This is a genomic window from Neobacillus sp. NPDC093182, assembly GCF_044754045.1.
Window position 1 is genome coordinate 23,519 of the sequence record NZ_JBIVOI010000019.1, and the last position, 14,011, is coordinate 37,529.

The window sequence follows — 14,011 nt, forward strand, 5'->3', positions numbered from 1 at the left end:
AAAAAACGAACTGGGACTAGCCAGTTCGTTTACCCAAACTATAATCTTGGATCAATTGGTTCTGCTTCTATTGCTAGAATTCCTAACACACATTCATGAACACGGTCCAATGACTCTCTTTTAACAAATCGATTAACAGCTTCGATACCAAGAGCAAATTCCTTTAGAGCATTACGCTGCTTCTTGCCTGCATTCCGTTTCTTTAATCGAGATAAATTTTCTGGAAGCAGATAATCGATTCCATAAATGATATGCAAATACTTTTGGCCCCTTACTTTTATCGCAGGCTGCAAAAGTTTACCTTTATGGCGTGTTATATACGATTCTGGTTTCACAACAAATCCTTCATGCCCATCCTCCGTCATTTCTTCCCACCACTCAATCGCCGTTTTCATGGAGGCTTCATCATTTACAATTCGGTATTCTGTTTCTAAGAACAATCGAGAAATCCCGCTGAATTCTTTATTTTTCTCCATATGCCATGTATGTGGCTTACCAAAAAATGTTTCTGAGCTGTGAGCTAATGTGTGGAATGGTGCGATTTGGATTCCTTCCAATCCTTCTATTTCCCAGCAGTATGTCTGATACACCTCATTAAATACTTGGGTATTTTCAATCCCCACATCATTTTCCTGAACCCAGCTTAAAACATCCTTCCCACTATCAAGTGCCTGCTGTAGTGAATCCTTTAATTTATGCCGGTCAAGCTGCGCCATTTCCCCAACATGTGCATATTGGTTTAAAATCAGGTCTTTCGCCTTCAAATTCCAGGGAAGAATTTCTGCGTCAAGCAAGACAAAATCCGTATTGTATTTCTCGAAATAACCGCTTTTTACTAAATCCTCATTCAAGAGACTGACAACTTGTTCTTGCAGTTCTTTTTGAAAAAATGCCCTTCCTGTACGGGTATAAATGGTTCCTAATGTTTCCCTGCCAACATACTCCTTGGCAATTTCCTTATTTTTAAATAAAAACAGTATTCCCCTGCTGCCCATATGTTTCTTTTCCACGACCATCGTATCTACCCCATTACCTTGATAGTATTCGAACGCCTCCATCGGGTGCTCGAGGTATTCTTTCAGACGAGACGGTTTTGGAGTCGGACTCATCGTAGGAGGAAGATAGGCGATGTCTTCAAGCGGCAAGGTGTTATGAGATAGGTCATCTATAGCGGGTTTTACACCATCGTCATAGATCATAATTTCGCCATACTGTTCCGTTAACACCGAATAACCGTCTAGAAATTTCATGATATTCGGTGCTGCTAATCTCTTGAGTTCCCATTCCTTCAATGGATTGTCGGGAACATTTGCATAATCCTGTTTCGCCTTGACCGAAACAAATTGTTTTTCTGGATAACGGTATGCCGTTAAACTGCCACCGAAAACCACTCCTTGGTCTATATTTAATGTGTTGTTAACCAGCAATGGCTGCGGTTTTGGATCATGTCCCCAAAGAATGAGTTCACTTGATTTATGAGAAACGGTCCAATCTTTTCGGATTGGCTTGCCATTCTCATCAAGCCCCTCACTATCACCATACCGGCAAAAATCAGAAATCCGGGGTGACTGCTTTCCGATATAATGATCCTTAATTCCAGCATGAACAGCTACAACTGCATTAACCCCATTTTTTCGAATAATATAGTGAGATTTCGCTTGTAAGAGTAACTCTTTTATTTGTTCCTTTAACTTCTCGGCAGCCTCACTGCCGTATTTACGCTCATATTCTTCAAATTCAGCAGCAACATTTTCATCCCCGTGTGCCATCTTTACATTTTTCCCGTCAAGCCAGCGGGCAATTTTCCAGCCATGATTACTGTCAATCATATAGGCAAGTCCTGCTGCAACATGCTTTTGGAAAAATTGCAGTGTTTGTATGGACCTCGGTCCCCGGCTCAAACCATCTCCTAATGAAAGAATTTTCCTTCCTTCTGGATGGATGTAATACCCTTCATCGTTTTCCTTGTATCCAAGTTTGTTTAGTATTTCAAGGTATTCATCAAAACAGCCGTGAATATCCCCTATAAAATCAATTCCAGACCCAACATCAATATATAATGGGTTTTCTAGACGACTAACATTTACTACTTGAAGTTCATCTTCTCCAAGCATGTAAACACGGCGATATGGCTTCTTTTTAATGAAGCGAAGTGTATTTTTAAAATGTTGATACTGCTGCTTAATTCGGTTTCTTCCTCGAGGAAAAGCCCGCTCCATATCCCGTCTCATCAATTCCGTTTCTGAAATATTCAAGACGACCGCGATTACTGGAACATGATACTGCTTCCCCATTTGCAGGTATTTTTCATGCTCTTCTTCACGTAAATGGGTTGCGTCGATAAACGTTAACTTATTGAGTTTGCAGCGTTTTGAAATCACGTAATCCATGGCCTCAAATGCTGCACCAGATATTTGCTGGTATTCATAAAATAATGCGTCGCTTTCGTCTTTGGGACGTCCGTTCCAGCTAATAAATTCAATGTCGCTGACTAGAACGCGAAATTGATCAGAGCTGACCACTTCGGATGGAAGAATCTGCTCTTCTTGTATTAATTGATTTAACAATGTTGTTTTTCCTGTATTAGAGGGTCCAACTAGCAGGACTATTCCCGCATGAGGTAAATGGATGGTTGTCATTATGCCTCCTCCCTTCGAAATATGGCCATTTGAGTGGGATGACCAAATGTTGGATGCTCTTCACCAATCCCTTGTATACTGACTTGATAAGGACAGTTTTGAGACCATCTTTTCACATTCTCAGCAAATTGCGTTCTCGTCCATTCAAAACGGTGATCGTCATGACGCATTTCTTCTTCCATCTCATAAAGCACATTGTATTCCTGATTTGGCGTTGTCACTATTAGTGTCTTGGGACGATAATCATTCAAGATGGTCTCGATAATTTTAGGGAGCCTGTCCTCTTCGATATGTTCAATCACTTCACATAAAATGATGATATCTTTGTTTTGCAATCGGCTATCGTAATAAAATAATGATCCCGGCAAGGACTGTGGCTTGACATATCCTTCTGTTTTAATCACTTGCTCAAATCTTTCAATCGCCTTAATTCGGGCTTTATTCGAAGGCTCTATCGATAGAATTTCTTGAACTCCTTCAACAAAACCAAGCTGGACTGAGAGACGGCCTTCCCCAGCACCTAGGTCCACAATGGTTTCTTTGTGGGGCAGCGTTTTTATATAGTTCAATATATGTTCATAGCGGAGATCATTTAATCGAACCTTTTGGCTCTCAACCTGATTACGGATGTGCGGCTTCTTTTCGTAGTATTTTGATTGAGAAATGAGCGCATTAAAACGGAGTGCTCGTTTTACAATCAGTTGCTTTAATGGATGGTTTTCCAGCCATCCTTCTCCGTACCGATCGAGTTTTTCAATTTCTCTTTCATCTAAAAAATAATGCTTATAGTTATCGATGACGGGTATGAGTATCGATACATGCTTTAATGCATTCTGAACGCTCTGGCTCCCAGATAGTGTGACAAACCGAGCTGAGCTCTTTTCCCGAATGGTGCTGACTCCACGCTCAACTCCGACCTTGTACCCGATAGGTTCAAACAAATCAGCAATCTCTTCATCCCGCAAATCCGTTGCAACCGGACCAAATGCAAGCTCCATATCGAATTCGTGACCCACCCATTGCAGGTATTCTTCATCTGGTTTGCCATTTAAAGCAGTACCTAGAGCCTTGCGTATGGTGGTGATAAAAAGACTGCTGACAGCAAACTCGCGGTCATTTATGTAATGTGTAATATCAAATAAATCTGATGAGTTTCGCACCAGATCAATCGGGTCGGGCTTTACATAAATGACGAACTGAACTTCATCTTTTGTAAAAATAGGATAAACGAGGCGAACCTTGAAGCCTTTCTCATCCCGCTCATACGGGTTATTCGGGTTCTTCGCGATAAGATAGGAGACCACATCCGCCCCCGATCCCCTTACCGTTAATGACAGCTGCATACATTACACTTCACTTTCCTATGAACTATTTTCTACTACCTATTATCATTTCATAAAAATGGATATTTTAGAAATGATTGTAGATAAAATTTAAAGGGACGTACCTGTATTTGGTTACATCCCTTTGTTGTAAAAATGAAATTTTGATGAGCTTTATGTTATGTGCAATGACCGTGCAAGGTCTATATTATACATTTCGGTCAATACAGACCGCCTGCAACGACCGAAACACCTTTTTATTTAAGATCTCAGTCACTCCAGTACAAAGAATTAAATCGTACCGATGAAATTCAGTGATGCGATATCCTTGGAATCAACAACACCATCTAAAATTTTCTTAACGTCATTTAATGTATCCTTGAGACTAACTTCTGCTCCTTTAATACCGGTAAACGCTTCTGCGACATAGAATGGCTGTGTCAAATATGCCTCCAAACGTTCGCCCCGATGATAAGTCTCTATTTCTGAAGCAGGTATACCATTAATTCCCTTCACATTTACGAGTGATCGTAGTTCACGGTAGCGGCGTAATAGTTTTTGTGCTTTTTGTTGGATGGAAAGGTGGTTTTGGTCTAGATGTGCGCCTTCCAATACGGAAGATGTAGAGTAGATTGGGTTTACCGCTGGGAATCGATGTCTTGCTGCCAGATCCATATCAAACTGCCATAATGTTTCAAGCGGTCCATATGGAAGGTCTTCATCCACTGAAGCGCCTTTTAAATCTAGTAAAAAGGTTGTAACAGACTTAATATCGACATCTTGTAATTTTTCTTGAAGCTCGTAGATTTCCCCTGTTAAAACATGTGAACGGTCTGCAACAAAAATAATCTCTTTATTTTTTCCTGCTTTTGACATTTCAACAAAAGCCTTTTCAATGGACTCCGCTACAATCTCTGTATCGTCTAGAATTTCCGCTAACTCCGGGTGATCATTTTCTGGTTTTAATAATACCGTTGCATAACCCTCTCTTTTAAAACGGTAAAATAACTCCGCTAACACTACCAATTGACCCATCCCAGGTCGAGCAACAAGCCCAATGGTGCCTCCCTTCACGATTGGCGCAAACAAATCTAATGTTTTAATTTTCGTTTCAATCATCTCTACATTCTCCCCTCTTAAAATCAATTCATCTAGACTACATTGTGCTAGTTCTGCTAAAGCTACGATGGTACGAACTTCAGAGCGTCCTACTGGAATTTTCCCTGTGCATAAATTAGATACGGTCGCTGGCCTTAATCCTACTTCCTTTGCGGCACTGGTAAGATTGGGCACTCTTCTTCGTAATAATGGAACATTCAATCTTATATTTTCCATTATTTTCACCCCCTTACTTTATATAGTAAAACATGTTACTCTGAAACGCAACATCAAATTACGCTTAAAAGTAATTATTTTTCTCTCGAACGTAAAAAAAGACGATATGATTATAATTCATACCGTCAAAATTCATCTCCATAGCGAGTTCTTTTAAATTTAGCACTATGGCAGGCATCACACGTTGGAAACGAGTGATCCCAAGGGAGGTTCTTCCCACAGTTTCTACATTTTTTTACGAATTTTCGAATATCCGTTTTTAATTTATCTTGAACCTTGTCACTCATTTCTTCACGCAGCCGCTCCCAATAAATCGCCTCCGTGCGCTCGCCTAATCGATATAAAAAGAGCAAATGCAAGCCAAGTGCTTTATAGGCTAATTCGAGATCCTCTAAACTTCGTTCCTTGTATGGCGGTTCCGGTAAAGGCGTACCCTGGATAATCGAATACATCGTATCTTCCCATTGTCGTGTTAACGTCGGTTCATTTTTTGAAAAAGGAAGGTGTAAAAACCCATATAGGTCCATTAAAGGCAATCGAGCTTCAATTTCCGTCCCTGCAATCAGATTGTAAAGTGACCTCTCCTCAGCTAATGAAGCTTTCTTCGTTCCTGGAGGGCTTTTAAATTTCCCCCAAAGCTCAAAGAATGTTCCTAAATCACGATAATACCGTTGGAACCGCTCGAACACCGAGTTGGTTGGTGCGATGGCAAATGTATGAACGGGTTCATCCTCTTGATTAAGCAATCTCCTCATCAACCGAATGTCCTTCGTAAATGCGACCTTTCCCACATCATAGATCCCTTTACGACCTGCTCTTCCGGCAATTTGTTTTACTTCCTGCGAAGCTAACAACCGCCTTCTTGTTCCATCAAATTTCTCATTTTCTAAGAACACAATCCGGCGAATTGGCAAATTCAAGCCCATTCCAATCGCATCCGTGGCGACAATGACCTTAGTTTTTCCGTTGTTAAATTGCTCAATTTGCTTTTTTCTTGTTTCTGGCGGCATGCTGCCGTAAATCATGCTGACAGAATGGCCATCACTTTGAAGTCTAGAAGCTGTTTCAAGCACCCGCCTTCTTGAAAAACAAATCAGCGCATCCCCTTTTTTCACATGTTTAATATGGAATTCTTTCGATTCCACTTCTAGAGGGGTATCCCGGCTGTATTCGTGGATCTCAATGTCCGATTCTCCTAACAGCTGCAGCAGCATCGGTTTTGAATTCCTGCTTCCGATAATATGGACTTCATGTGCGTTTGCTTTTGTGATCGCTTTGTACCATGAGAAGCCTCGGTCCTTATCGGTAATCATTTGTGCTTCGTCAATGACGACAATATCATAGCTTTCCTTTTCATGAAACATTTCCACCGTGCAGGAAAAATGGTTAGCACCTGCTACGATTTTTTCTTCTTCACCCGTTTTTAGCGAGCATGGTGTTCCTTCAGCATTTAATTTATCATAAACCTCAAGCGCCAATAATCTTAATGGAGCTAGATACAAACCGCTGTTTGCCTGTTTCATTTGCTCAAGTGCATGATGAGTTTTTCCCGTGTTGGTTTCGCCAATATGAAGAATGTAACGAACCCTTCGACCAAGCGATGGGTTGTACTCCTGACCGAAAATATCCTCCATCATTCGTTCTTCTTCTTCACGTTTTCGTTGTAATTCCGCTTCTTCCTCCGCCTTTTTGCGTTCTCTTTTGGAATGGTCCTTTTCAAAAATTTGTTGATGAACGGTAAGGTCAAATGGAAGTTCTGCAATTTTCAATAAATCCGAAAGATATTCCTCTTGAATATCTTCAATAAAATAATCTTCGACCTCATACAAAAGTTGCGTCATGCTCCCCTTTATGTAGGCAGGAGTTAGTTTTTCACCAAAGGCTTCTTGAAACTGTTCTTTCATCTCCTGCGGGAGTTTTTCCAGAACCCTATGCGGAATCAGCTCTGACAGGTAATCAGAAATTAAGCTTTCATAGACAAAAAAATACGTTTGATATTCATACAAACTCCGTCCCCAGTGAACCGTCTTATGAATATCACCAGTTAATTCCTCAAAAAATTTTGCCACCGTTGTGTACGAATCCGGATTAAAATGACCTTCATCCACTAATTTTTCTTCTAGTGCAAAGGTATCGATATTTTGAAATTTCACATTGTTCTTTATATCCGCAGTTAATTGTTTAGCTGTAAAATGACGAACATAGAGATAAAGCTCAGGATAATCTTTCTCAAGCATATCCGCTGCCATTTCTTCAATTTTTTCGGCAAGTTTATGACGCATTTCGGCCAAGCGGTTTGCTTCTTTTCTTTTTATAAAATCTGCTTTTGCTTTGTGATATCTTTGTTCCCATTCTTCATCTTTTCCGGTGAAAGTTTCTTTCGTCCACTCCTGCACATGAAAGGGCTGATACTCTCTCATTTCATCTCGAAAAAGCTTATTAATAATCTTGCGGTCCACTCCTTGCACTTCAAACCCTTTATCCCGCAAAAATTCTTTTTTCTCATTCTTCGGGACATCATTGGTGACCTTATTTAGCCAGACATTGATCCAAATCTGCTCAAGATAATGCCCACGATCATGTAAATATTGGGTAAAAGTAGGGAGACTTTCTTTCGATTCTAAGTAATAATTCATATCTTCGATGACTTTTTTCTTTGTATGCTCAATCGCTTGAGGGTAAATATCAGTTAATTTATTCAACATCTTCCCTCCTTTATCAGTATTTGGTATTTTTAGTTTATCACTAAATCAGAAACCGAACAAATATTCGGAATCTAAATTTCTCGTTTATTGCAATATTGGTCGACTAAATCCTCTATCTGATCTAGTTCAGGAAAATCCCCTGAAAATTCAAATTTGATTTCTTCAATGAATCGATTCTTGTTGTAAACATGAATGGCCCCATTTTGGTGGCTGACACTATATTCTGGTACAAAGCGATATCCGTTTCGTTCAATGGCTCCCATGATAATCCCCTTTTTTAAAATTTTTTTTAGTATTTACTATTATGCTACGGTTTATCTCCCAAAAACAGAACGGTACTAAGAGAACAGCTCTAATCATATTCTCATAGGAGAAAACAATTAGAAGGAGTGGGAAGTTAGGTGATTAACGTAAATGTTCGTTTACGGCCCATTGTCAGCAAGATAAATTTACCCACTGTATTGAAAACAGCTATCCTTCCGGGCGACTCAGTTGAAAGGTTATTCATTGCAACCCAGGTCGGAGAGATCTTTTTTATAAGTAATGGTGGTATTAGGACTTTTTTTGATATTCGCTCGCGGATTATAAGACTTGGTGCGTCTGGTGGTTATGATGAACGTGGATTGCTTGGACTGGCGTTTCATCCCCAATTTTATTATAATGGTCTGTTTTATCTACATTATTCCGCAGCCGGAACACAAGGTCCAGGTGCGCAGCCTGAATCGTTTCAACCTAACCCATGTGACCCTAGAACGTTAGCTCTAAGGTGGGATAACAGAGAAACTTACTATGATCACATTGATACAGTGGAAGAATGGATTTTACAATCAAATGGTCAACCCCAAAAACGACGGACATTACTTAATTTAAGAAGACCCTTTTCAAATCATAATGGTGTCAATAGCTTAAACTTTTCACCTGAAACAGGAAAACTTGTTCTAACAACCGGGGATGGCGGATCAGGCTATGATCCATTTAATTTAAGTCAGGATAATCTGGAAATTGCCGGTAAGATCATTGAAATAGATGTAGCTAAGAATACTTTTATCTCTACTCCACCCGTGGTTACACGTTTTACTGAACTTCCTGTACCTATTCAGGAAACGCTTAGTGTAATGGCCAAAGGAGTTCGCAATATTTCAGGCATATCCTATCAAAAGTTTCATCATCAGTATGTTAAATACGTGGGGAATGTCGGACAGGATTTGGAAGAGGCAATTTTTTCATTCTTTCATTATAAACCCATTCCAGTTACTCAGCTTGTACAAGCCGCTTCAATGAATGTTGACCTTGACCAAGAAGGATTTATTAATTTTGGCTGGCGGGGGTGGGAAGGTGCTTTTCCTACATCGATGATGAGGGGATGCTCCGTAAATCCAACTTTAGATGAGAAAAACATCGCTTTTTACAATGAAGCTATAAACACTTCAGTGCGACGTCTTCATCCTTTGACTAGTTATTATCATAGAGATCCACGCCCCGATAAGTTTAGTGGGACGGCACTTACAGGAGTCCAAGCCTACATGGGGCATGCAATTCCCGCTTTAACGGGAAGCGTTCTGTTTACCGATCTTTCCCGGAAAGAATCTCAACCTCAGTCTAGAGGGGCATTAGCTTACACCCAAGTAAGACAGGATGGGAAACAAAATGATTTTAGTGTGATTAAAACCGATTATAATTTTGGGCCACAAGCCGCTTATTATGTTAGTTTGGGAAGTAATCTGGATCAAAACAGACTATATTTAGGGGTTTATGGATCGATGAGGGTGACTGATTTGAACCAGGGTACTGTATTTGAAATTATTCCTTAATTTTTCCAAATAAAAAAGGGAGTGGAGTAAATCCATTCCCTTCCTGGCTATGCGCCAAGTTGTATTTAAAATTCAGTCAATTTTAACTTGAAATCACCTTTATATGGGACATGTTCAACCGTTATCGTTATGTTTTTACCATCTTTATCTTTACCGATTCTTTTATAAGTGAATTTCTTTTCATTCAGCTCTGTAAGTTCAAGAACTGCGCCGTACTTCATTCCTAATGAAACATGTGCTCTTATCTTATTCCCGTGGACTACATCGTAATACCCGTAATCACCACGGCTTGCTCCTGTTTTCGCATCAAAAAATTCATATTTATTTGTCTTAAAATCATATTTCGCAAGCCCTAGAAAATTTGTGTTATAGGCCGATACATCGTTGCCGTTTTCATCTAATGCCACAGTCCCTTGCCAAAGGGTATCTGATAAAATTTTATCTCCATCCTTATCTGTAACAATTTCTCCAGTTTTGGTTACCAAGTTCTTATCTGGATCCGTAAAAGATAGATTTGTTTCTTTATATGGAATATGATCAACAAAAACCTCTACATCGTTACCATCTGCATCTTTTCCCATTCTCTTATAAGTAAATATGTCTTTATTGAGTTTTGTTATTTCAACAACAGCTTGGTAACCCATTGATTCAGATATTAATACTCTGATCTTTCCATCGTTGGTGATAAAGAACGTTCCTTTGTCACCGCGGCTCTTTTTTGTGTTTTTGTCAAAAAATTCATATCTCGCGGTTTCATCATCATATTTTGCAAGACCAATAAAGTTTGCATTCTCCTTTGTTAAGTCATTTTTTTCCTTATCATATACTTTGGTGCCTTGCCAATTTGTGCTGCTAAGAATATTAGCCAATTCCTGTCCTTTGGCTTCCTTATGTTGTTTATTTCCCTTTTTTTCAGTTTGTTCTTGTTTTTGGTCATTTGTTTGTGCTTGGGTGATTGTGCTGCATCCTGAAATAACTATAGTTAACCCAAGAAGAATAGATGGTAACATTTTTGCTTTTTTGTTCATTTTGTTGTCTCCTCATTTCATTATGTTGGTGTCAATTCCATAGTTTTGTTTATTGACAGGTTCTTTACAGGACCTAGTTATTTTTCCTCTGTGCTTTTAACAATATATTTTCAATCTCTTTAAAACCTTTCTGTCGTGCATGCTGTAAAGGGGTTACATTATTATGATCGGGAATATTCACATCTGCTCCATGATCGATTAACAATTGCACTGTTTGCTGCTGCTTTTCATCGCCATTATTCAAAATTATAGCTTCTAGTAAAGCTGTCCAGCCGAGATCATTTATATGATTTATATCGATATTAGTATTGGTAAGAAGTTCTTTAATAATATCTACATATCCATGTTCTGAGGCAGGGATTAAAGCAGTTCCTCCATACCTGTTGGTTATAGATGGGTCGGCACCAGCTCTAATCGTAAGTTTTAGAATTTCACTATACCCTTCAGCACCAGCATACAGGAAGGGGTTATTTTCTTTTTCATCCTGGATATTGACATCTGCTCCCGCTTCAATAAGTATTTGTGCAGTCTCTGTATCGTTGTTGTATGTCGCAATCATTGTGGAAGTTCGCCCTTCTGAGTCCTGTGTATTTATATCGACACCTTCCTCAATCAATCTTCTTACGGTATCCGCATCTTTGCCTTTTACTGCTTGAATCAGTTGTTGCTCCACATCAATTTCTACTTTTATTTCATTCTCCTGTTTATTTGAATCACTATCATTAACTGAGACACATCCATGAAGAATGAATATAGTTCCAATGACTATAATTTGGCGCCTCCACATGATTTCACCGCCTATCGGTATTTTCTATTTGCTATCCTCCCTCATTGATTTGACCATATATTTATGTTACTCCGTAATTTTAAACTCCCTCGAAAGAATTCCTTAAAAAAAGATAAACTTTTTCAGAAAATTTCTTTATGTTTATAAAAAAAGATCCGCCACTTTACGTGATGGATTGTATTTATATTATTTAGTTTAAACATTGAATCGATAGCCTGCTCCCCAAACCGTTTCCAAATATTTCGGATGGGCAGGATCCTTTTCAATTTTACCGCGTATTTTTCTGATATGGACGGTCACAGTTGAAACATCTGCTGCCATTTCATAGCCCCAAATATGTTCATATAGCTGCTCTTTGTTCAAGACTTGATTCGGGTGATTCACAAGAAATACCAACAAATCAAATTCCTTTGTTGTGAACGAGGTCTCCTCGCCGTTCAGATAGACCTTACGTGCAGACTTATCAATCGTAATCTCTTTAACCTTAATCATATTTGATTTTGTTTGACTTCCTGCTAGTCGTTCATATCGCTCTATGTGTGCTTTCACCCTGGCGACCAACTCACTTGGACTAAAAGGCTTGGTAATATAATCATCTGCTCCTAAACCGAGACCTCGAATTTTATCGATATCTTCTTTCTTAGCGGAAACAAACAGAATCGGGATATTTTTAACTTGACGAACTTGTTTGCATATATCAAACCCATTTACTCCAGGGAGCATGATGTCTAAAATAATCAAATCATAATCATTTTCAAGTGCCATTTGGAGTCCTGAATCACCAGAATGTTCAACATCTACATGAAACTGATGAATCTCTAAATAATCTCTTTGTAACTCTGCGATACTTACTTCATCTTCCACCAATAATATCTTTTTCATCTTTACACACCTTTCTTCAAAGAAAAGAAAACACTTGTACCTTTGCCTTTCTCACTTGTTGCCCAAATCTCCCCTTCGTGCTCTTCAATGATGTGTTTGGCAATGGCTAGTCCTAATCCACTTCCACCAGTCCGGGAATTTCTAGACTTTTCTGCCCGGTAAAAACGATTAAATATGAACGGCAACGCAGAAGGTTCTATCCCATAGCCATTGTCCGTTACTTCTACAACGGCATCAAAAGGACCTTCATGCAGTTGAATTGAAATATACTGATCACTTTTATTCATATACTTAACACAATTGTTAATGAGATTTACTAAAACACGTTTTAACTTCTCACGGTCAGCGGTCACGTATATCGGTTTATTTGGTGAATGGTGGTGAATCTGTATCCCTTTTTGCACTAAATCTAGATGAAGTTTTTCTACAAAATCGCGCATGTATTCAACTAGTTCAATCGTTTCGAAAGTGAAGGACTCTTTCTTTAAATCCAGTTTTGAAAATAAAAACAGTTCATCGATTAAAGAATCCATATCCCTTGCTTTGACATGAATGGTGGTTAAATACTTCTCCATTTTCTCTTGGGTATTTGCTACACCGTCTTTTATTCCCTCCACATAACCGATAATCGAAGTAATAGGTGTTTTTAAATCATGTGAAATATTTGAAAGAAGTTCTTTTCGATTTTCCTCATATTGAAGTTGGAGGGTGATCGACTCCTTTAGTTTTAGTCTCATTTCCTCAAACGTTTTATTTAATTGTCCGATTTCATCATTGGAAGTTATTTTGATTTCAAAATGTAAATCACCCGATTTAATTCGTTCTGCACCCTCTTTTAGAATGGAGATTGGCTTGATAATGCTTCTTGACACTAAATAGTTTAATAACCCAATAATCATAATAAATAGAAGTAGTAAAAGACATAGTAAAATGGGAAATAGTTCTTGAATCAATTGAGTATTCGAGCTTACCTTCCTTAATACAAAAATACTTCCTTTGCTTTTGTCCGTAAAATAAAAATCAAACTTCACATAGGTAAAATAGAAGTCATTGAGTTTAATGGAATCCCGAGTGTTTATATTCGTTTCTTCAAACTTAGGAAGTGATGTAACCAATGCCTGCAGATCTAATGTAGAAGTCGCATACTCAATGTTGTTATCTTTTCTAACGACAATTTTGATGTCTTGCTGTTCAAGCTTCTTCAGTTGTTCTTTATTTAATAGCTGCTCAGGTTTATTTTTTGCTAAAAGTTTTAAATCAAGAAACACACTTTCCTCAACTGGAGTCAAAGGTTTTTGAAGATATGATTTCTTATAAAAGTTGGCTATCGAATTTACATCGCCCGTTATCGTAAAAAGAAGCAAATAACCAGCGGCTAAAAATAAAGAGATTGAAAACACAATTACCCCCACGTAGGACAACAGAAACCTCATTTTAATGGACATACTTCACCTCCAATCCACCACTTTCGCTAAATTTCCATCGAGATAATTGAACCATAT

The 14,011-nt window shown here is 38.7% G+C and carries 10 protein-coding genes; 1 reads left to right on the forward strand and 9 read right to left on the reverse strand.

Translation table 11 applies throughout. The features are described from left to right. Nucleotides 1–38: 38 nt before the first annotated feature. From ACIQAA_RS26875 to ACIQAA_RS26895, 5 genes are all read right to left on the reverse strand, one after another. Nucleotides 39–2,639 (reverse strand): polynucleotide kinase-phosphatase, encoded by a 2,601-nt coding sequence (locus tag ACIQAA_RS26875; protein WP_402625897.1) that lies wholly within the window; start codon nt 2,637–2,639, stop codon nt 39–41. Next, nucleotides 2,639–3,982: a 3' terminal RNA ribose 2'-O-methyltransferase Hen1 gene (locus ACIQAA_RS26880; protein WP_402625899.1), complete on the reverse strand. Its 1,344-nt coding sequence runs from the start codon at nt 3,980–3,982 to the stop codon at nt 2,639–2,641. The genes ACIQAA_RS26875 and ACIQAA_RS26880 overlap by 1 nt, the downstream gene beginning before the upstream one ends. A gap of 270 nt (nt 3,983–4,252) precedes the next feature. Then, entirely contained in the window at nt 4,253–5,296 is a 1,044-nt protein-coding gene (locus tag ACIQAA_RS26885; protein WP_402625901.1) for a P-loop NTPase family protein, read from the reverse strand. Between the two features lie 125 nt (nt 5,297–5,421). Continuing rightward, the gene (locus ACIQAA_RS26890; protein ID WP_402625903.1) at nt 5,422–7,998 is read right to left on the reverse strand and encodes a helicase-related protein; all 2,577 of its coding nucleotides are present in this window, start codon (nt 7,996–7,998) and stop codon (nt 5,422–5,424) included. 74 nt (nt 7,999–8,072) lie between these two features. Further along, the gene (locus tag ACIQAA_RS26895) at nt 8,073–8,264 is read right to left on the reverse strand and encodes a YbxH family protein (protein WP_402625905.1); all 192 of its coding nucleotides are present in this window, start codon (nt 8,262–8,264) and stop codon (nt 8,073–8,075) included. A gap of 138 nt (nt 8,265–8,402) precedes the next feature. On the opposite strand from ACIQAA_RS26895, the gene ACIQAA_RS26900 reads away from it, so the two are divergent. Next, complete coding sequence (locus ACIQAA_RS26900; protein WP_402625906.1) at nt 8,403–9,812, forward strand: PQQ-dependent sugar dehydrogenase; 1,410 nt, start codon at nt 8,403–8,405, stop codon at nt 9,810–9,812. Between the two features lie 65 nt (nt 9,813–9,877). Here the strand turns inward: ACIQAA_RS26900 and ACIQAA_RS26905 are convergent, their stop codons facing one another. From ACIQAA_RS26905 to ACIQAA_RS26920, 4 genes are all read right to left on the reverse strand, one after another. Then, nucleotides 9,878–10,840 (reverse strand): DUF4822 domain-containing protein, encoded by a 963-nt coding sequence (locus ACIQAA_RS26905; protein ID WP_402625908.1) that lies wholly within the window; start codon nt 10,838–10,840, stop codon nt 9,878–9,880. A 73-nt stretch (nt 10,841–10,913) separates the two neighbouring features. After that, the gene (locus ACIQAA_RS26910; protein WP_402625909.1) at nt 10,914–11,627 is read right to left on the reverse strand and encodes an ankyrin repeat domain-containing protein; all 714 of its coding nucleotides are present in this window, start codon (nt 11,625–11,627) and stop codon (nt 10,914–10,916) included. A 195-nt stretch (nt 11,628–11,822) separates the two neighbouring features. Beyond that, the gene (locus ACIQAA_RS26915; protein ID WP_402625911.1) at nt 11,823–12,509 is read right to left on the reverse strand and encodes a response regulator transcription factor; all 687 of its coding nucleotides are present in this window, start codon (nt 12,507–12,509) and stop codon (nt 11,823–11,825) included. A gap of 2 nt (nt 12,510–12,511) precedes the next feature. Next, entirely contained in the window at nt 12,512–13,954 is a 1,443-nt protein-coding gene (locus tag ACIQAA_RS26920; RefSeq protein WP_402625913.1) for a sensor histidine kinase, read from the reverse strand. Nucleotides 13,955–14,011 lie beyond the last annotated feature (57 nt).

Coding starts and splice junctions, on each gene's coding strand:
- ACIQAA_RS26920 (WP_402625913.1), bottom strand. CDS start 13,954: ATGTCCATTAAAATGAGGTTTCTGTTGTCCTACGTGGGGGTAATTGTG.
- ACIQAA_RS26885 (WP_402625901.1), bottom strand. CDS start 5,296: ATGGAAAATATAAGATTGAATGTTCCATTATTACGAAGAAGAGTGCCC.
- ACIQAA_RS26880 (WP_402625899.1), bottom strand. CDS start 3,982: ATGCAGCTGTCATTAACGGTAAGGGGATCGGGGGCGGATGTGGTCTCC.
- ACIQAA_RS26910 (WP_402625909.1), bottom strand. CDS start 11,627: ATGTGGAGGCGCCAAATTATAGTCATTGGAACTATATTCATTCTTCAT.
- ACIQAA_RS26915 (WP_402625911.1), bottom strand. CDS start 12,509: ATGAAAAAGATATTATTGGTGGAAGATGAAGTAAGTATCGCAGAGTTA.
- ACIQAA_RS26905 (WP_402625908.1), bottom strand. CDS start 10,840: ATGAACAAAAAAGCAAAAATGTTACCATCTATTCTTCTTGGGTTAACT.
- ACIQAA_RS26875 (WP_402625897.1), bottom strand. CDS start 2,639: ATGACAACCATCCATTTACCTCATGCGGGAATAGTCCTGCTAGTTGGA.
- ACIQAA_RS26895 (WP_402625905.1), bottom strand. CDS start 8,264: ATGGGAGCCATTGAACGAAACGGATATCGCTTTGTACCAGAATATAGT.